The organism is Amycolatopsis sp. lyj-108 (assembly GCF_046549005.1).
Classification (GTDB): Bacteria; Actinomycetota; Actinomycetes; order Mycobacteriales; family Pseudonocardiaceae; genus Amycolatopsis.
On the sequence record NZ_JAJPWQ010000020.1, the window covers coordinates 19,668 to 37,665 of the forward strand.

Annotated in this window: 21 protein-coding genes; 11 read left to right on the forward strand and 10 right to left on the reverse strand. The window is 68.5% G+C overall.

Translation table 11 applies throughout. From position 1 onward, the window contains the following. Positions 1-10 precede the first annotated feature (10 nt). Entirely contained in the window at positions 11-718 is a 708-nt protein-coding gene (locus ACLJO0_RS43040; protein ID WP_410585660.1) for a MerR family transcriptional regulator, read from the reverse strand. Between the two features lie 147 nt (positions 719-865). On the opposite strand from ACLJO0_RS43040, the gene ACLJO0_RS43045 reads away from it, so the two are divergent. Further along, entirely contained in the window at positions 866-2,317 is a 1,452-nt protein-coding gene (locus ACLJO0_RS43045; RefSeq protein WP_410585661.1) for an alpha/beta hydrolase, read from the forward strand. On the opposite strand, the gene ACLJO0_RS43050 is transcribed toward ACLJO0_RS43045, so the two are convergent. Continuing rightward, positions 2,250-3,185, reverse strand: coding sequence for a helix-turn-helix domain-containing protein (locus ACLJO0_RS43050; protein ID WP_410585662.1), 936 nt, complete (start codon positions 3,183-3,185; stop codon positions 2,250-2,252). The two genes, ACLJO0_RS43045 and ACLJO0_RS43050, sit on opposite strands and share 68 nt — an antisense overlap. A gap of 9 nt (positions 3,186-3,194) precedes the next feature. Next, positions 3,195-4,037, reverse strand: coding sequence for an alpha/beta fold hydrolase (locus tag ACLJO0_RS43055; protein WP_410585663.1), 843 nt, complete (start codon positions 4,035-4,037; stop codon positions 3,195-3,197). Between ACLJO0_RS43055 and ACLJO0_RS43060 the strand changes: the two genes are divergently transcribed. Together ACLJO0_RS43060 and ACLJO0_RS43065 are read left to right on the forward strand one after the other, a co-directional pair. Then, on the forward strand, positions 4,036-4,665 hold the full coding sequence (locus ACLJO0_RS43060) for a hypothetical protein (protein WP_410585664.1): 630 nt from the start codon (positions 4,036-4,038) through the stop codon (positions 4,663-4,665). The genes ACLJO0_RS43055 and ACLJO0_RS43060 overlap by 2 nt on opposite strands. A 145-nt stretch (positions 4,666-4,810) precedes the next feature. After that, positions 4,811-5,851 (forward strand): hypothetical protein, encoded by a 1,041-nt coding sequence (locus tag ACLJO0_RS43065; protein ID WP_410585665.1) that lies wholly within the window; start codon positions 4,811-4,813, stop codon positions 5,849-5,851. A 92-nt stretch (positions 5,852-5,943) separates the two neighbouring features. On the opposite strand, the gene ACLJO0_RS43070 is transcribed toward ACLJO0_RS43065, so the two are convergent. Beyond that, positions 5,944-6,240 (reverse strand): DUF1330 domain-containing protein, encoded by a 297-nt coding sequence (locus tag ACLJO0_RS43070; protein WP_410585666.1) that lies wholly within the window; start codon positions 6,238-6,240, stop codon positions 5,944-5,946. 114 nt (positions 6,241-6,354) lie between these two features. On the opposite strand from ACLJO0_RS43070, the gene ACLJO0_RS43075 reads away from it, so the two are divergent. The 3 genes from ACLJO0_RS43075 (at position 6,355) to ACLJO0_RS43085 (ending at position 8,794) form a co-directional block, all read left to right on the forward strand. Continuing rightward, positions 6,355-6,576 (forward strand): hypothetical protein, encoded by a 222-nt coding sequence (locus tag ACLJO0_RS43075; RefSeq protein WP_410585667.1) that lies wholly within the window; start codon positions 6,355-6,357, stop codon positions 6,574-6,576. A gap of 38 nt (positions 6,577-6,614) precedes the next feature. Continuing rightward, complete coding sequence (locus tag ACLJO0_RS43080; RefSeq protein ID WP_410585668.1) at positions 6,615-7,415, forward strand: SAM-dependent methyltransferase; 801 nt, start codon at positions 6,615-6,617, stop codon at positions 7,413-7,415. Between the two features lie 104 nt (positions 7,416-7,519). Beyond that, positions 7,520-8,794 (forward strand): threonine/serine exporter family protein, encoded by a 1,275-nt coding sequence (locus ACLJO0_RS43085; protein WP_410585669.1) that lies wholly within the window; start codon positions 7,520-7,522, stop codon positions 8,792-8,794. Between the two features lie 42 nt (positions 8,795-8,836). Here ACLJO0_RS43085 and ACLJO0_RS43090 read toward each other — a convergent pair whose 3' ends face one another. Next, positions 8,837-9,052 carry a hypothetical protein gene (locus tag ACLJO0_RS43090; protein ID WP_410585670.1) on the reverse strand — a complete coding sequence of 72 codons (216 nt, stop codon included), beginning with the start codon at positions 9,050-9,052 and terminating at the stop codon, positions 8,837-8,839. A 279-nt stretch (positions 9,053-9,331) separates the two neighbouring features. Here ACLJO0_RS43090 and ACLJO0_RS43095 point away from each other — a divergent pair, with 279 nt between their 5' ends. Beyond that, positions 9,332-9,715, forward strand: coding sequence for an HPF/RaiA family ribosome-associated protein (locus ACLJO0_RS43095; RefSeq protein ID WP_410585671.1), 384 nt, complete (start codon positions 9,332-9,334; stop codon positions 9,713-9,715). Here the strand turns inward: ACLJO0_RS43095 and ACLJO0_RS43100 are convergent. The 3 genes from ACLJO0_RS43100 to ACLJO0_RS43110 are packed head-to-tail and all read right to left on the reverse strand — an operon-like array spanning position 9,704 to position 11,976. Next, complete coding sequence (locus ACLJO0_RS43100) at positions 9,704-10,186, reverse strand: hypothetical protein (RefSeq protein WP_410585672.1); 483 nt, start codon at positions 10,184-10,186, stop codon at positions 9,704-9,706. The genes ACLJO0_RS43095 and ACLJO0_RS43100 overlap by 12 nt on opposite strands. Positions 10,187-10,237: 51 nt before the next feature. Next, on the reverse strand, positions 10,238-10,924 hold the full coding sequence (locus ACLJO0_RS43105; RefSeq protein WP_410585673.1) for a GAF and ANTAR domain-containing protein: 687 nt from the start codon (positions 10,922-10,924) through the stop codon (positions 10,238-10,240). Further along, positions 10,921-11,976, reverse strand: a complete 1,056-nt coding sequence (locus ACLJO0_RS43110; RefSeq protein ID WP_410585674.1) for a fatty acid desaturase family protein — start codon at positions 11,974-11,976, stop codon at positions 10,921-10,923. The genes ACLJO0_RS43105 and ACLJO0_RS43110 overlap by 4 nt, the downstream gene beginning before the upstream one ends. Positions 11,977-12,104: 128 nt before the next feature. Here ACLJO0_RS43110 and ACLJO0_RS43115 point away from each other — a divergent pair, with 128 nt between their 5' ends. After that, a complete protein-coding gene (locus tag ACLJO0_RS43115) occupies positions 12,105-12,941 on the forward strand; it encodes an STAS domain-containing protein (protein WP_410585675.1) in 837 nt (278 codons plus the stop codon). Positions 12,942-13,461: 520 nt separating this feature from the next. Here ACLJO0_RS43115 and ACLJO0_RS43120 read toward each other — a convergent pair. Both ACLJO0_RS43120 and ACLJO0_RS43125 read right to left on the reverse strand, forming a co-directional pair. After that, complete coding sequence (locus ACLJO0_RS43120) at positions 13,462-13,746, reverse strand: hypothetical protein (protein ID WP_410585676.1); 285 nt, start codon at positions 13,744-13,746, stop codon at positions 13,462-13,464. Positions 13,747-13,820: 74 nt separating this feature from the next. Continuing rightward, entirely contained in the window at positions 13,821-14,876 is a 1,056-nt protein-coding gene (locus tag ACLJO0_RS43125; protein ID WP_410585677.1) for a DUF5925 domain-containing protein, read from the reverse strand. A gap of 177 nt (positions 14,877-15,053) precedes the next feature. On the opposite strand from ACLJO0_RS43125, the gene ACLJO0_RS43130 reads away from it, so the two are divergent. The 3 genes from ACLJO0_RS43130 to ACLJO0_RS43140 are packed head-to-tail and all read left to right on the forward strand — an operon-like array spanning position 15,054 to position 17,946. Next, positions 15,054-15,497: a hypothetical protein gene (locus tag ACLJO0_RS43130; RefSeq protein ID WP_410585678.1), complete on the forward strand. Its 444-nt coding sequence runs from the start codon at positions 15,054-15,056 to the stop codon at positions 15,495-15,497. Further along, positions 15,494-16,666 (forward strand): ATP-binding protein, encoded by a 1,173-nt coding sequence (locus ACLJO0_RS43135; RefSeq protein WP_410585679.1) that lies wholly within the window; start codon positions 15,494-15,496, stop codon positions 16,664-16,666. Before ACLJO0_RS43130 ends, ACLJO0_RS43135 begins: the two co-directional genes overlap by 4 nt. Further along, the gene (locus tag ACLJO0_RS43140) at positions 16,663-17,946 is read left to right on the forward strand and encodes a tetratricopeptide repeat protein (protein WP_410585680.1); all 1,284 of its coding nucleotides are present in this window, start codon (positions 16,663-16,665) and stop codon (positions 17,944-17,946) included. The genes ACLJO0_RS43135 and ACLJO0_RS43140 overlap by 4 nt, the downstream gene beginning before the upstream one ends. Positions 17,947-17,998: the final 52 nt, after the last annotated feature.

A 17,998-nucleotide genomic window follows, 5' to 3' on the forward strand; every position in this document is an offset into this window, starting at 1 on the left:
TCTTTCAGGCCTAGGGCGCGAGGTCGAGGAGTGCGCTCAGCCGCCGCAAGACGTCCAGCTGGGCCGGGTTGTAGAGCTCCACCAAGCCACGCAGGACCATCGGTTCGGAAAGAGCCACCCGTGCCGTCGCTTCCGTCAGGGCCGGCTGAGTTTCGAGCTGATGGCGCGCGACCGGCGCGAGAGCCTCGGCCAGTCGCTGTCTCGTGGCCTCGTCGGCGTCGGCGTCGAGCGCGTCGAACTCCGCTTGCGCAAGAGGACGAGGCGCCGAGTGCAACTCCCGCACCGCGTCCATCGCCTTCGCATCCAGCACCCGCGAGAAGACCATCAGCATCGAACGTTCCACTTCGGACAGGTCGGCGACGTTCCCGTCGAAACCCGGTGGCAGGTCGACAAGGCTGCGGCGGTCCAGGATCAACGCCAGCTCCTTCCGCATCCGCTCCTGCCGTTCGATGCTCGCCTTCAGCTCGGCGTCCAGCGCGCGCAACGTCCGCTCCGCGTTCCCGTCCGACTCCTCCATCCCCTCGATGTCGGCCAGCGGCACCCCCAGATCGACGAGCCGCCGGATCCGCAGCAGCCGGATCAAATGCGTGATGCGGTACCGCTTGTACCCGTTCGCTCCTCGTTCCGGCTCGTCGAGCAGACCGATCCGGTGGTAGTAGCGGACGGTCTTCAGGGTCGTGCCTGCCAGCTCCGCCAGCTCACGTGTACTCCAGGCCATCCCCCGCAGTGCACACCATGCCCCTGGGGCACAGTCAAGGAAGGTCACCGGAAGGCGCCGGCGGCGGACGTCTTCGTTGACCATGCCCCGAGGACACGGTCTCTACTCGAACCGGACGACGCACGACCGACCACCCGAGGGGAAACCATGCGGAGAGCCTTGACCATCGTCATCGCGGCGGCCTTGCTGGCACCACCAGGACTCGCTCAGGCGGGTGAGCCCGCCCAGACGTTGCAGTGGGGCGAGTGCCCGGCCGACGTCGCCAAACCCGGCCTTCAGTGCACCACCATCGACGTCGCCCTGGACCACCGGCGCCAGGACGGACAGCAGATCCAGCTCACGGTCTCCCGGCTGGCGAGCAAGAATCCCGAGAAGCGCCGGGGTGTGCTGCTGACCAACCCCGGCGGACCGGGCGGCAGCGGCCTCGGCTTCCCGGGCGGGCTCGTCGATCTCGGGCTGCCGCAAAGCGTCCTGGACAGCTACGACATCATCGGCTTCGACCCGCGTGGCGTGGGCCGGAGCACCCCGGTCACCTGCGACCTGACGCCGGAACAGCAGAACAGGGGCAACATCCCGCCCTACGCACGCGACGCCGCCGACGTGCTGACACAGGCTCAGAACGCGAAGGCCGTCGCCGAGCAGTGCGCCGAGTCCAAGACGGCGAACCTGCTCCCCTACCTGTCGACCGCGGCCACCGCGCGCGACATGGACCGGATCCGCGAGGCACTGCACGAGGACAAGCTCTCCTTCCTCGGCTATTCCTACGGCACCCATCTCGGGGCGGTCTACACCACGCTGTTCCCCGACCGGAGCGACCGGATCGTGCTCGACAGCAACCTCGTCCCGACCGGCCTGGACCGGGTGGCCAGCCGGTTGTTCGGCCCCGGCATGGAGAAGCGGTTCCCGGACTTCGCCGAGTTCGCCGCCGCGCGTCCCGAATACGACCTGGGCACCACTCCGGAAGAGGTCACCGCGAAGTACTTCGACCTCGCCGCCCGCCTGGACAAGGCGCCGGTGCAAGGTTTCGACGGCACCCTGTTCCGGCTGGCGACCTTCGCGTCCCTGTACCGGGACAGCCGGATGCCCGAACTGGCCGCGATCTGGCACGCGCTCGACACGAACCAGCCGCCACCACCGGCGGCCGCGGCGAAGGCTCCGCAGAATCTGGAAAACGCGGTGGCCAGTCACCTTTACGTACTCTGCAACGACTCCCGCTGGCCGAGGTCGGTGGGCAGCTATCTCCACGACGTCTCCGTGGACCGGAAGCGCCACCCGATGTTCGGCGCGGCCGGGGCCAACATCCGCCCGTGCGCCTTCTGGCGGTCCGAGCCCGCCGAACCACCCGTGCGGGTCGGCGACCGGGGCCCGTCGAACGTGCTGCTCGCGCAGAACACCCGCGACCCGGCGACGCCACTGGCCGGCGCCGGGCACATGCGGCGCGCCTTCGGTGACCGGGCCCGGATGGTCACCGCGGACCAGGGCGGCCACGGCGTCTACCTGATCGGCGCGAACAAGTGCGCGAACGACACGGTCACCGCGTTCCTGACCACGGGCGAACGGCCGAAGGACGATCGAACCTGCGCGGCGGAACCGGCCTGACCTCCCCCGGTGCCGGGCCGGTCCGCGCCAGGACCGGTGATGATGCGGGCCACGCGACGTCGTCGATGGCGAGCCACGGCGCGACGGCCACGACCGAGGGGGTGAGCCCCGTGAACGCCTTGACCTCGCGGTGGAGGTGGGATTGGTCGGCGTAGCCACACTCGGCGGCGACGCCGGCTGCGGTGTGACCGGTCGCGAGGAGGTGGGCGGCGTGGTCGAACCGCACCAGCCGGATGGCACGTTTGGGGCTGATTCCGAGCTGGGACCGGAAGCGTGACCACAGACGCTTACGGTCCCAGCCGACCTCGCCTGCCAGGCTGTCGACCTGTATCCGCCCTCGGCTGGTGAGCGTCCGCCGCCAAGTGTGGGCGACTCCCGGTTCGACCGGCGTGCGGGCGCGCATCCGTCGTCCCACGACCTCGGCCGCGATCCTGAACCGTTCATCCCAGGACGCGGCGGCACGCAACCGGTCTTCGATCCGATCGGCGTCGCGACCCCAGACGTCCGCGAGAGGTGCCATCGTCCCGCTGAGATCGGGTGCCGCGTCGAGCACCGTGGCCGCCACGTCCGGCTCGAGCCGGATCTGGAGACATTCGCCCACGCGGCCGCCTGCTCGCAGATCGCCGGGCATGAGCCCGATGACGACACTGCCGCGCTCGCGCCGGCCGCGGCTGTCGCAGACGATGCCCTCTCCCTCGCTCAGGTCGATGAGAAGCGTGACGGACGGGTGCGCGACCATGGCGATGTCCACGGGGGCGGGGAGACGCTGGCGGAACCCGGCCATGCTGATCCCCGGCAGCCGACTCGACCGGCGCGGAACCGCGATGTCCACCGTTTCCCAGTCCGGCGGTCTTCCAGTCGACAGCACACGACCAGTCTAGGGGTCGGGGACCATGGGCGGGGTGTCAACGGTCCGTTCCCGCGAGGTCCAGCTCAGCAGTAGTTCGCTGATCGCCTCAGGTGCCTCGAACATGGGGAGGTGTCCGACGCCGGGCAGCAGTTCGATCCGGGCGTTGGGCACCACCTCGTAGTCGCGCACCGACGCCGGGTCCCAGCGAGGGTCGGCGGTACCGAAGACCGCCAGCACCGGAACGGTGAGGGCGGCGAGACGATCGGGCACGCCGCGCTCGGCGATGTACTCGGTGTTGCGGCGCAAGATCGTCCTGAATGTGCGGTACGAGGTCCGCTTGAGATCGGCGACCGCGTCGTCGGGTACGTCCACCGGGCGAGCGGCCGTTGCCCCGATTCCCTTGCGAATCATCGCGTCCGAACGCCTCGGCCAGATCAGCGGGCCGAACGGCGGGCCCAGCAGGATCCGAAGGATCAACGGCTGGGAAAGCAGCGCGCCGGGATGCGGGCCGCAGCTGATCAGCGCGACCGAGCGCACCAGGTCAGGGCGCTGTTCGGCGAGAGCGGTGGCGACGTAGCCGCCACTGGAGTGCCCGACAACGGTGACCGGACCGCGGCCGAGGTCGTCGAGCACCGCCGCCACTCGGCTCGCCTGCGCGGGCACGTCGTACGACGGTGACGGTGGGGACTGACCACAGCCCGGAAGGTCGACCCGGATGACGTGGTGGTGGGAGGCAAGGGCCGGGACCACCGGGCTCCACGAGGCACCCGAAGCCCCTGATCCGTGGATGAGCAACAACGGCGGCGCCTGCCGTGGACCGTCGTGCATCACGTGTATCCCCTGCGAACGCTCAACACCGTTCTCGCTCATGCGAGCGATGGTGCACGGTCTCCGGCCACCGGTCTTGGACAAATGTCGTCGTGCGATCGACGTCGTGGGATTGTCACCGCGCGCTTCACGCGCACCCGCCCTGCTCCGGTCAGACCGTTCCTCCTCCCACCTCAAGGAAACGGCGCTCCGGCCGATCTCCGCCGGCATCGCGGACCTCGCGGAGCTGGAACGTCCCGCACGGCTGGCCGGCTGGAACAGGCCGGGCGAATGCATCAAAAGCAGCCGGGCGCCCGATCCGCTCGGCGGCGTCGACTACACGGGCGGCGAAGACGATGACTCGCGCGCCGAGCTCGACGTGCTTCACCGCGGCGGCCGCGAACGCCGGCCGACCACCATCTTCGTTCGTCAAATCATCAGCCTTCGGTCGGCTGACCATGGGCATGACCACTACTGCTCGCAAAATGACAACAGGGTGGTCGCGATCAGTGCCGTTATTCGAATAAGCGCTACATTTACCGGCCGGGCACCGATGTTGTCGCAGACACTGTCCCCCTTGGGAAACAGCGTCGACGACAGTGCCACTGGAGCAGCATTCGACCTTCCCGGCAATGCTTTCGGTCCGAATGTGAACCAGGGGCCGTTACCTCCTGAGAGTCGTCACAGGTAGCGGCGGTCATGATCTCGGTGAAGAGATCATGGGAACGGGGGCAATGACCGTGAGCGGGAGTTCCGAGCCAGCTGGGGACGCGAGCTCGAACGTGCGGGCCAGGCGGTGGCCCGAGTGGGTGCCCTTCGCCGCCGGGGGTTGGGGGGTGCTGTACGCCGTCGTCCAGGGCACTTGGGTCATGGCGGAGGTCGACGTGCGGTGGGCGCCTCACGTGTCGTACCCGCCGGCTTTTCACTTGCTTCTGGCCGCGCTGGCCGTGCTCGTCGCGCTGGTCTGTCTGGCCACCACGCGAGACTTCGGGCGACGGATGCGGGGTGTGCTGCTGGTGTCACTGGGAGCCGCGATCCCCGTGTCCGCCCTGGGGATGGCCAGCCTCCCCGCGTACGTCGTGACGCTGGCGTCATCCGCCGGCGTGGAAAGCGCCACTGGTCTGGCCCAGGTCCTGGTGAACGCGGTGGGCACGGTTCTCCTCGTCCTCGTTGCCATCTCCTACCGCCGGCGGCTGCGCGGCCAGTGCCCGAGGTGCGGGCAGAAGCACCCAGGCGACGGCGACGGTCCGCTCACTCGCCCCCGCGCCGGCATCGCGTCGAAGCGGACACGTCGGACGGTCTACGTCCTCATGTGCGGGCTGCTGCCATGGGCGGGCGTCAAGACGATCTGGACGCTGGGCGGTGACGCGCTCGGGGTCACCGCCGAGGGATGGCGGGAAATCAACGCCGGCGGGCCGGGAGCGGTTGAGGCGCTGGCAGCGGTGGGCATCGATGTGACGGTCCTGGCCGCGGCGGCCGGGGTGTTACTGCTGTTGGGGCTCATGTACCCGTGGGGCCAGGTGTTCCCGCGCTGGACGCTGGTCCTCGCCGGGCGGCGGGTCCCACGCCTGCTGCCCCTGCTCCCCGCGTGGCTGGCAGCCGTCGGTCTGTCGGTTTACGGGATCTTCCTCCTGATCTTCGCACCACTCACCGCCGTGGGCGTGCTGCCAAGTCCGGCGATCGCGCCGCCGTTCACCACCACTTCCGGAATCACGTGGATGATCGCCTTCGGCGGCCTGGCCTTCGGCGGCCTCGGCCTCGGGCTGGTCGCAGCCGCCAAGTCCTACGCCACCCGCACTCGACCGGTCTGCGCGGCACACCTGCCGGTGCACAGCCCCGCCGACGCAACGCAGTTCGGCTCTGTCACCGCGAAGTGATGGCTTCCACTGCCCCGATCGCCGCGTGGTCGCCGTGGATCAGCTCAGCGGCGCACGGTGGCGGCCGCGGTCGCCGACGCGGGTCTCGACCGTCAGCCGAGGCCTTCGATGATGCGGAAGTCGCGCTCGAAGCCGTCGGGGAGCGCGGCCAGTGCCTCCTGGTAGGCCGCACTCTCGTATGCGGCGACCGCCTGTTCAAAGCTGTCGAACTCGATCAGGACGACGCGCTCGGCGATTCCGGCTTCGTGTGCGACGACCCGGCCGCCGATGCCGGCGACCACCCGCCCGCCTGCGGCCTTGACGGCCAGACCGGCCAGTCCGTTGTAGGCATCAAGCCTCTCAGGATCCGTGATGGTGGGGTAGACGCTGACCCAGTAGCCCTTGGGCATGGAACCTCCAGTGTTGGAATGAGTGCATCTGACCTACGGGATTGTGTCGGGGTGAGCGTCTGCGGGCGAGGGCGAGGCTTGCCGGCGTCGTGATCGCCATGGCGCCGACGTCAGGTGGCACAGTCGCTGCGAGCCAATACCTACGGCCATCCACCGTTCACTTGGCACGCGGACGACCTGCCCGACGACGTCACCGACCCGTACGTTTTCCCCCACCTGAACAGGAACGACCGGCAATGGGAATCGATGGACTCGGCACTGTCCTGGTGCACACGGACTTTCGCCGAACTCGAACTGATCACCGAGCCGACGTCGAAGTCGGTACCGTACCGGTGACAACGGTGGACCACGATCAAGGTGTTGCGAGGTGCGGGATGTCCGTGTCGGACGAACGGGTTCCAGAGGGTGTCGACGTCCGGGTGCCCAGTGCGGCACGGGTCTACGACTGGCTGCTCGGCGGCAATCACAACTTCGACGCCGACCGCGCCGTCGGGGAAAAGGTCATGGCGGTCCTCCCCTCCGGCCGTCAGGTCGCCGCGTCCAACCGGGCGTTCCTTCGCCGCGCCGTGCGGTACATGGTCGAGCAGGGCATCACCCAGTTCCTCGATCTGGGCTCGGGAATACCGACCGTCGGCAACGTGCACGAAATCGCGCAAGACGTGCACCCCGGCTGCCAGGTGGTCTACGTCGACTACGACAAGGTCGCCGTCGCGCACAGCCGCCTCATCCTCGACGGTAACCCGAACGCCACCGTCGTCGACGCAGACCTGTGCCGCCCCGAGACGGTCCTGAACTCCGCGGCGGTGCGGGCTTCGCTGGACTTCGACCGGCCGATCGGGCTGCTCATGGTGGCCGTGTTCCACTTCATCCCGGACAGCCTGCATCCCGCCGAGATCGTCACCCACTACCGCGACGCCCTGCCTGCCGGCAGCCTGGTCGCGCTGTCGCATCTGACCGCCGACCACGCGCCCCGCGAAATGGCAGCGGTCACCGACGCGATGAAGAACAGCCGGGACCCCATGTACTTCCGCCCCTACGACGAAGTCGTCGCCCTCTTCGACGGACTGGAGCTGATCGATCCCGGTGTGGTGAGCGCGCCACTGTGGCGACCGGAACCAGGCCTCCGCGACATCGAACCGGACGACGTCTACGCCGGCGTCGGACGCAAAAACTGACTTCAAGGCTTCACGTCTGAGAAGGAACCCGATCGGGTCAAGCCGCGCGACCGTGCCGCTCGCGATCGCGTTCCAGACCGGCCGGCGCCCTTACAGTTCCGGCCATGTCGGAGGACGAGCGGGCGCGGGCCCGGCGTGTGCTGGCCTTCGCTCTCGACGTGGCGATGCAGATGTTCCGTCAGGGCATCGAGACCGCGGTCGTCGTCCGCACGGTTCGACGGCTGGCGAGCGCGGGCGGCATCGAGGAACTGCGGATCTCGGTCGGGGTACGGGCGGTCCATCTGCAGTACTGCCCGAGCGACGGCGGCGAGCCGGTGGTGCTGCTGGGCAGCATCGAGGCGAACGACACCCGCGACATCGGCCGGATGGGAGACCTGGAAGCGCTCGCGGTCCGTGCCGGGATCGGCGCGATCTCCCCTGACGAGGCCGAACGTGCGGTCGGCAAGCTCGCCGCGGCGGGCCCGACCTGGCCGTGGTACATCAGCTTGCTCGGCGGCTGCCTCCTCGCGGCGATGATCTGCCTGCAGGCGAACGGCACCGTCCTCGCCGCGGCGATCTCGGCCGCGTTGTTCGTTCTCGCCAACCGCGTCGGGTGGGCGCTCGGCACGATCGGCATCGCCGAGTTCTTCCAGGTCGCGGCCAAGGCGAGCACCGTCCTCGTCATCGCGATCTCGCTGTTGTCGCTCGGCCTGCTCGACGGGCACGAGGCCGCGAGCCTCTCGGCGGCCAACCTCGTGCTGTTGCTGCCGATCCTGTCGCTGGTGTCCCTGGTGGAAGACGCCGTCGGCGACTACCACCTGATGGCCGCCGCGCGCATGGTCACGGTCCTGCTGCTCACCGGCGCGATCGTCACCGGGGTCATGGTCGTGGTGTCGGTGGCCAACGATCTCGACATCCTCGGGGAGGCGGGCCGGGTCCAGCTCGCGGCGTTACCTCTCGCCTTGATGCCGTTGACGGCGCTGGTCGGTTCGCTGGGCAACGCGATCCTGATGGGGACACCCGTCCGGTGGTGGTCGCTCGCCTGCGGCGCCGGAGTCGTCACGTCCCTGGTGAACTGGGCAGGCCACTCGATCCTCGGCCTGGCCGCTCCGCTGTCGATCTTTCTCGCGACGACGGTGCTCGGCGTCCTGGCAGGCGCGGCCGCGCGGACGGTGAAAGTGCCGACCGCCGTCGTCACCATCCCCGGGCTGACCGGCGCCGTACTACCCGGACCCGCGATGTACCTGAGCCTGTCACAGGTATTCGCCCAGGTCCCTGGCTCATGGACCGCCGTGGCCGAAGCGATCGTCTCCACCGCGGCCATCGGCGTCGGCGTCGTACTCGGCCTCCAACTCGCCGCGCTACACCGCACCGCGAGCCGTACTCCCGAGCTGAACTGAACGAAGCCGCTTCTCGGTGGCGCCTCACGCGGCAAGACAGCGTCAACCCGTCGCCATCACCCGCTGTGACACGCTGTCCGCGTGCATCGGTGCGACGAACACGCTGCGAGGCGGCGCCGGTCTCTCGTCGTCGGGCAGGTCAAGGGCGGCCAAGCCGTCCTGCCACCGCACCCAGTCCTGGACACACAAACCCAGCCAGAACTCGACATCGTCGCAGTTCCGGCGGCGACAAAGGTTTCTGCTGCTGTCGATCGTCATAGACCCATGGAACCCTCCTCCCCCCATTCGCCTCCAGACTACTGCGACGCCCCGGCCACACGCTCGCGACATACCCTGGGACATCGGGAGGCCCTGTCAGATCAGCTCACGGACCGTGACCGCCCAGCCCGACGGCGGGAACGCCACCCGCCTCACCCGTTCCGGATTCCGGCACCGAAATCGGCGTACAGTGGGCCCTGTCCCCACCGCCTGCACGACAGTGAACGAGACATCGTCCATTCCGGACAGTCGATTCGGGGCCAACGGGAAGTAGGCGCCATGACCGCCGATCGGAAAGACCTCAGCCTGATCGCCGAACGACTCCGTCTCGGCGTCGGTTTCTCGGCCTCCGAACTCGATTGGGTCGCCGAACGACTGGCCGCGCTCGGTTCCAGGCTGCGTTCCTTCCACGAAGGCCAGGTCGATCTCGAAATCAGTGTCAAGGACCGGAACGGCGCGGGGCAGCAGCTCACTCTCGAATGCCGGCTCCATCGCTTTCCCGGCCTGCATCTGGTGGCCGGTTCTTCGGCGCCGGATCTTCCGGTCGCGCTCAACGAGGTCCGCGGCGACATGATCCGCCAGGTTGACCACGCGAAGACCCGCACCGAACCGCGCCACAACCGCGCGCTGCGACACGCTCCGACCACCGCGTCAGGAGCATGACCGCGAGGCGTGGGCGAGGATCGCGTCGATGTCGGCAGCGCCGTCGGCGACCTCACGGGACAGGTCCGCCAAGTGCAGGTTAGCGTGTTCCATATCCGGATCATGACTGCGTGCGGACGCGGACTGAAGTTGCTCGGTGAGGACCTCACCACGGACGATGGCGCGTTGTTGCAGTAGTCCGATCGTGGCGACGTCGGCGAGCGCCTGACTGAGCGCGGGGCGATCGGCGTCTTCCCGCACGGGTTCGGTGTGGAGCAGGGTGAAGCTGCCGACGACCATTCCGCGCAACCGCATCGGGCGGCCGTCGCGGACGCAGTCGATACACGGCCCGTCTCCGGTCTGTACCGCCAAGGTTTCCAGCAGCCCGGCCCGTTCGGCGGAGGCCGCGGCCATCCGGAGCCTGCCTTGGAGGTCCACGAGGGTGTCCGCGAGCTCGACGAAAACGCGCGCGCGCAGACGTTCCCGTCGCATGGCCGCCGAGGTTCGCCGGGCGCGAGTTCTTGCGGTTCACCTGTCATGTTTTCATTCTCCCGTCTCGAGGACCAGTTCGCGCCGCACGATCCGTCTACCCACCTCGTTCAGCGACAGGTGATGGGCATAGGCGTAGGCGCGGATCCTGATGAGCGCTTCTTGGAGACTCACGTCGAGTTGAACGGTCACGAAACCGGTGGCCTGATGCACCGCGCTGTGCAATTCGCCTTGTCCCAGCAGCATCGCGCCCTGCGCCGTCTCGGCATCGTTCAGCAGCGCCACTGTGCCCGCCTCTGCCAGGGCCAGGGCGCCGGAGAGGTGCGGCGCACTGAGCGGGCCCGGGGTGGTGCGGTACAGGTCCAGCACACCCATGCGCGCGGTGCCGACGTGAAGCGGGAACGAGAACACCGCCGCCACACCGAGTTCCACCGCCCCGGGCGCGTAGGCGGGCCATCGGTCGTGTTCGGTGTCGAGATCCGGTACCAGTACCGCCCCGCCCGAAACGAACGCGTCCACGCTCGGCCCCTCACCCACCGTCAGCTGAAGGTCTTCCAGTCGCTTCCCCGCCTCGCCGGTCGAGTGCGCCAGGATCTGGGTGCCGTCGGCCAAGGGGCCGGCCATCACGGTCATCCCGGCGCCGGAGACGGCCAGTTCGGTGACGCACAGTTCGCAGATGCGCCGGACCACGTCGAGGTCACCGTCGACATCACCGAGAAGGGTGAGAAGCCGTTCGGTCATGGCAAAGCGAGACGGAAGATCTTGCGGACGACCGAGCCGAGTTGCTTCGACAGGGAACCGGTGTTGTAGGGCAGGCCGTGCTTCTCGCAGATCTCCCGCACCTCGGCCGCGATCCGCGGATAGCGGCGGGACGGGATGTCCGGGAACAGGTGGTGTTCGATCTGGTGACTGAGGTTCCCGGACAGCAGGTGGAACAGCGGGCTTCCGGTGATGTTCGCGGACCCGAGCATCTGGCGCAGGTACCACTGCCCCTTGCTCTCGTTCTCGCTCTCCTCTTCGGTGAACACCTCGGCGCCGTCGGGGAAGTGGCCGCAGAAGATGATCGAGAAGGCCCAAAGATTGCGGACCAGGTTCGCGCTGAGGTTCGCCGCCAGCGTCACCGGGAACAGCGGGCCGGTCAGCGCGGGGAACACCAGGTAGTCCTTGCCCGCTTGCCTGCCCACCTTGCGCAGCATCGGGCCGAGCAACGGGCGGACGTCCGCCCACGAACGGCGGCCTTGCACGATCCGGTCCGCTTCGAGGTCGTGCAGCATGATCCCGTACTCGAAGAACACCGCCTGCGCCGCCGCGTAGAGCGGGTTGCCGAGGTAGTACGGATTCCATTTCTGATCTTCGGTGATCCGGATTATGCCGTAGCCGACGTCGCGATCCTTGTCGACGATGTTGGTATAGGTGTGGTGCATGAAATTGTGCGAGCGGCGCCACTGGTCACTCGGGCAGACCATGTCCCATTCGAAGGTCCGCGAATTCAGCGTCGGGTCCTTCATCCAGTCGTACTGACCGTGCAGGACGTTGTGCCCGATCTCCATGTTGTCCAAGATCTTCGACAACGTCAGCGCGCCCACCCCGGCGATCCACGCTGGCGGGAACCAGCCCGCGAACAGGAGCAGACGGCCCGACAGTTCACTGAGCCGTTGCACCGCGACGACCCGGCGGATGTAGTCGGCGTCGTCCACGCCGAGATCCGCCACCACACGCTGCCGCAGCGCATCCAGTTCCTTGCCGATGAGCTCCACCTGGGCCTGGTCGAATTTTCGGGTGGTCGTGGTCATGGAGCATCTCCTTGCCGTAGTTCGGATTTTCGGTCGAGGCCGGGACAGGACACCGAAACCCTTCGCTGCCGGCGACGATGCCGAGCACGATCCAGGCGAGAACCCCCATGGCGACTCCTAGGCAGAGCATGCGCCGCCAGGGTCCGGGGCGAAACCCGATACACCACGATCCGTTCCGCCGGTTCCGGCCGCTCGATCGGGTGACACCTGCCAGCGTAGACCTCGATCTCGGTGCCTGCCCACCGAGGCGAGACCGATACCTCCGGGCCCGAGAAGCCGATCCGGAAACGCCTCTTTACCTCTCGCCACGGGGTAGACTGCCAAGACAGCGCCGGAGTGCCCAGACACCGCCCTCACGACGATCACCCGTCAACCGGTCGCATCTGTCCCTTCAGCGGTGGCCGGCCAGTCTGGAGCCCCGGATCGTGAAACTCGTAACGCTCGATCCTCGCCGTTCCCCTCGTCCCCGAACGGATGCCATCGCGCACCGTTCTCCACCGTTGGCCGTGACCGTGGAGCGACTCGGCCGGACAACGGTGCTCGTCATGGACGGCGACCTGGACCTGAACACCGCGCCCACGGCACGCCAAGCGATCGAGTCGGCGTTGAGCCACCGGCCGCGGCGGTTGATCGTGGACCTGAGTCTCGTCCGGTTCCTGAACTCCACCGGGCTGGAAGTCCTGCTGGCCGCCCACCGGCAAGCCACCCCGCATACCGACCTCCGGCTGGTCGCCTCCACGCGCGCCGTCTGGCGGCCACTGCAGATCACCCGGCTGCACGAACACCTGGTCATCCACGACTCACGTTCGGCAGCCATCGCCTCACCTGCCAGAACCGGCGACGATGGCGAATCGGGTACCCATTGCCTATTTCACCAGGCGGAGCCGCGTCAAGAAAAGGCGCGGCGCTCGCGATCTGTTGTCAGGCCACCAGGAGAAGAATGCGGTGGCGATCTTACAACCTAGGAACTGTACGGCACAACGCCGTGGTCACCGAATGCTTGGCGGAGTAGCTGTCACACCACTCTTCAAGGTGGCCATTCCAGAGGGCAGCTTGCACGGTTTTCCGGGGGGTCGTGAGTGACAAAGAGGGTTATTGAGGCGTGTTCGGACTCCGCGCTCCCGAGTGCGGCATCCAGACACGCGAGTCACGCCTTGCCGACCGGCCGCCGAGGCCACAGCCGTCCCACTGTCACCAGGGATCACATCTGACGGTAGCGAAAGCCTCCTTCACTACCGTCAGAGTAGGCAAAGAGGCCCTCACTACCAGAAGAACGCCCACGCAGGAGCGCAACCGGGCATTCGGGTCCAGGAAAGCGTCCTTTGTGGATAGTCAAGGAGTGTCGGGGGCTCAACAGCCGTCATACGAGTCATGACCCGCGTCCAACCAGGTCCGAAGGCGCCCATCACCGCATCAGACGCAGCGAAGGGAGCCTTCGCCCCACCACTGGCCTCGTCCAGGAACGCGACACATTTACCTTAAGGGTCAACGTCTCCGAGTGTAAGTGTGGCGCGGTGCCGTCGTACGTTTCGCGGTCGTGCGCTTCGCAGTCGTCGTGGTGCGATGAGTCGTGGTCCGGGTCGTCTCCGGCGTCGGCTGCGTCGGCGGCGTCGTCGTCGTGGTGGTCACCGGGGACTGCGGCACGAGCGCTGTCGTCGGGGTCGTCACCGTCGTCGAGGGCGCCACCTTGCCGCTCCCCGACCCACCCCCGGCGCACGCGCCGAGCAGCGCACCCGCGCCCACGACCAGGCCGAACCACCACATTCGCATGGCCCGGACCCTAACAGCCCGCCACCCGCGGATCCGGCGAACGACGAATCCGGTCCAACTCGGTGAGGGCCGGATCAGGCCGCGGCTCGCAGGCGATACAGCTCGGCCAGTGTGGCGCCCTCCGCGCCGATCTCCGCGCCTGTTCCCAACCAGGTGGCCGCCTCGTCGTGCGGCAGCTTGCTGATCTCGATCTCCGCGAGACACCGGCCCGGCCGGACCACCGCGGGGTGCAACCGTGCGACGTTCTCGTTCGTGGTCAGGCAAACCAAGATGTCCAGGCCCTGACCGAGCAATCCGTCGGTCAGGTTGAGCAGCCGGGACAGGGCCTGCCCGGAGTCGCGCTTGGCGTCCGCCCCGACCAGTTCATCGCAATCCTCGAGGATGAGCAGCCGCCATTTCCGCCGGTCCGCTCGCTCCTCGCCGAGCACCACCGAGGTCAGATAGCCCGGGTCGGCGAACAGGACCTCGGGGTCCAGGACGTTGTCGACCTGGCACCAGTCCCGCCATTCCTGCGCGAGCGCGCGCACGGCGGTCGTCTTGCCGGTACCCGCGGGCCCGTGGAGAAGTACCAGCCTGCCCGTGATGTCCTGCGGGCGCACCGCCATGAGCGAGTCGAGCGCGGTCACCGCCGACCGCGGGTAATTACCGCGGATCGCCTGCCACGGCGGCAAGTCCATGGACCTGGGCGCACGCACGCCCGCGCCACCGCACCCCTGGACGTGCCAGAAGCCGACCGGCACGGCCGACTCCCCCGGCGTACCCGTCCGCGCCGTTCGGACCGCGGCCGCGAGCACCTCGTCCGCCAGGTCGCCGGAGGTGGCACATACGCACACTGTCGCGGCACCGGCACGCCTGCGCATCGCCACGAGTGTCCATCCGGGACCGTGGGCGAGGTGTGAACGCCGCCCGTCCAGCTCATACGTCAGTTCCGCGCTGACTCCCGGGGGCAGCAGCGTCGCGTCCGGTGAGACCTCGGTGATCTCGGCGGCCCGGGAATGTGGCTTCGACCCGGTGATGAAAGGCTCCATCGCCAGCGAGTTCAGCACGCCTTCCATCGGCGCGTTGCCACCGAAGAACATCGCTCGGTCAAGGGTTTCGGTCGGTACGGGATGGGATGTTTCCGTTGTCATCGCTGTCACGAAGCCACGATCCATCCGGCGAGGCCGCCGCACATCAGGGACCGTCCCCCAATCACCCCTGACAGGGATCATGCGCGCAAGGACGGCCGCCTGTCCGCCACGATCGACGGGATGGTTTTCTCTGGTCTGGAAACGGACGTAACGACAGCCCGGACGAGAGAGAACCGAATGACCAGAGACAACAGCCCCGAGATCGTCGCGGAGCTGGATCGCCTCGACGTGGCGGTCAAAGCAGCTCCCGCCGGAGACACGACGGCGCAGATCGCACTGTGGCGCCAGGCGACTTCACTGGAGCACTGGTTCTTCGTCGCGCGCGGCCCGGCCGACCGGCCCCGTCCGTACACCGTGGCTGCCGAACAGGGGCCGATGATCTGCCTCTACAGCAGCGCCGCGCGCGCGAACGAAGCCGCCCGCGGCCTCGGCCTCGCCGATCCGGACGGGGGCGCGGTGCCCTTGTTCGGTGTGCCGATGCCTGCCGCGATCGACTACGTCGCCTCGTTCGGCGAGGCCGGTGTCTTCGGTGTGACGTTGGACCATCCGCGGATCGGCCACTACATCCCATTGGCGAACCTGGGGCTGCTCAAAGGCTGGATCGAAGGGACCGCGCGGTGAACGGTGACACTCCGGACAACGGCTTCGTCGAGGTGATCGCGCGTGAGGTGGCGGCCGACCCCGGCAATCTGGCGCTGCGCGAGGACTTCGTCACGCTGCTGTTGGAACAGGACCCGGACCGCGCCGCCACCGAGCTGGCCGCGTTCGAGGCCCGCGGCGGCGATCCGGCGCGGGCCCGGCTGCTGCGCGCCCGGCTGATGGCGGCGCGGTTGCGAACTTCGACCCCGGTTCCGGCCCCGGCCGACGAGGACCGTCAGGACAGCGGCGCCGCTGTGCCGGCGCCGCTGTGGGACGCCGAGCGCCCGGCGGTGACGCTGGCCGACGTCGCGGGGCTCGCCGAGGTCAAGCAGCACCTGGACACCGCGTTTCTCGCTCCGCTGCGCAACCCTGAGCTAGCTGCGGCGTTCGGGCAGAAGCCGGGCGGGTCCCTGCTGATGTACGGCCCGCCCGGTTGCGGCAAGACGTTCATCGCCAGGGCGATCGCCGGCGATCTCGGCGCGTCCTTCATCCACGTGACCCTCGCGGACCTGCTCAGCAAGTGGATCGGGGAGAGCGAGAAGGCGATCCAGAGCGTGTTCCGCCATGCCCGCGCGGCGACACCGTGCGTGATCTTCTTCGACGAGTTCGACGCGCTCGGTGGGCGGCGTACCTCCGGTGGAGGCGGATCGCACGCGATGCGGATGCTCGTCACTCAGCTTCTGGAGGAGCTCGACGGCATGGCCGGAGCGAACGACGGGGTGTACTTCCTCGCCGCGACGAACCGGCCGTGGGACATCGACTCCGCACTGCGCCGACCGGGCCGGATCGACAAGACCGTGCTGGTGCTGCCACCCGACGCGGTCGCCAGGGCGGCGATCGTCCAGGGCGCCCTCGACGGCAAACCCGCCGATGCTGTCGACGTCGTGGCCGTCGCGGCGGCGACCGAGGGGTTCTCCGGCGCCGACCTCGGCCACCTGACGACGACCGTGCTGCAGCAGGCGATGGTCGAGTCGCTGGGCAAGGGCGAGCTGGTGCCGGTCACCACCGACGCGCTGCTGGCCGCGATCGGCGGCATCACCCCGTCCACGACGTCCTGGTTCGACCAGGTGGCGCCGGTCCTGGAATACGGCGTCGACGACGGGACCTTCGACCAGCTCCGGGCATACCGGGTCAAGCGAGGCATGCGATGAGCGCCGACGTGGAGCGCGACCTCGACCTCGCCTGGGAACTCGTCGAAGCGCAGCCGACGCATCCCAAGATCGCCGAACTGGCGCTGCGGGTGCTCGCGGGCCAGCCGCAGCGGAGCAGCGCGTTGATGGTGCTCGGGGATCACCGTGAGGCGTGCGGCGAAGTCGACGAGGCGCGTCGGCTGTTCCTCCAGGTCGCCGCTCTCCGCAACAGCTGGTTCACGATGGCGGCTCGCGCCCTTCGGCATCTGGAGTCGGCGGAGCACAACCATGACGAGGCGCTGCGTTGGGCGCGCACCGTGCTGGGCGAGAACCAGGAGGACTGGGACGACTGGATGCAACTGGGCCACGCCCAGGCAAGCTCCGGGGAGCACGAGGCCGGGTGGCGGCAACTCGACGAGGCGGTGGCCCTGTGCGCGCGGACGGCGGCGGACGACCTCCCCCAAGCGCTGCGGAAACGCGCGCAGTACCTGCTGGAAACCTTCGCACCACCCGAACGGTTCGCTCCCGCGGCCGAGGAGGCCATCCGGGCCAACGCGGCGGACTCCTGGGTCGGCATGCTGCTCGGCTACGCCTACCTGGCGCAGTACCGGTTCGACGACGCCGAACAACTCGGCCTGCGACTGCTGCGCGAGGATCCGACCGACGACCTGCTGCGGAGCCTGCTGGGGACCGCGCGAGCGATGCTGCAGATCGTCGAGAAAGCGCGCGGCGACGACATCACCCTGGCGGACATCCAAGGCACTGGGGCGCTCGAGATGGCGTGGCAGCAGATGCGCGACCATCGGCTCGGCATCGACCTGCCTTCCGCGCTGGCGGCGCTGGACGCCGTGCTGCCCGCGGACCTGCGCGCCACCCTGCGGCCAGGCGCCGCGGATCTGGCCGACAAGAAGGTCGGCTCGATGGTGGCGAAGCGGCTGGTGACCTGGCACGACGGCCAGCAGCCCGGCTCCGGTGCCGCCTGGGGTTCGGCCGAGCCCTTCCGCCTGATGTCGGCGGACGAGATCATCGCCATGGACGCCGAGATCGAGGCCGACCCGGCAGCCCACCCCGACTGGCCCGAGAGCGAACTCTGGGAACAGGTGATGACCGACGACGCCGGGACCTACCTGGTCGTCGTCGCGTTCGGGGCGCTGGTCCGGCGTCGGCCGGGACAGCCCGACGAGCCCGTCGCCGACTCGATGGCCGACTGGATCTGGGACCGGGTGGCCGGCTTCGGCGGCCGGGACCCGCGACCGGCACCCTGGAAGACCGAGGAACCCTCGGCACCGGGACGTCGCTGACCGGCGAGATCACGGTCGACTCTGGCTGCCCTTTTCACCTGAACGCAAAGGT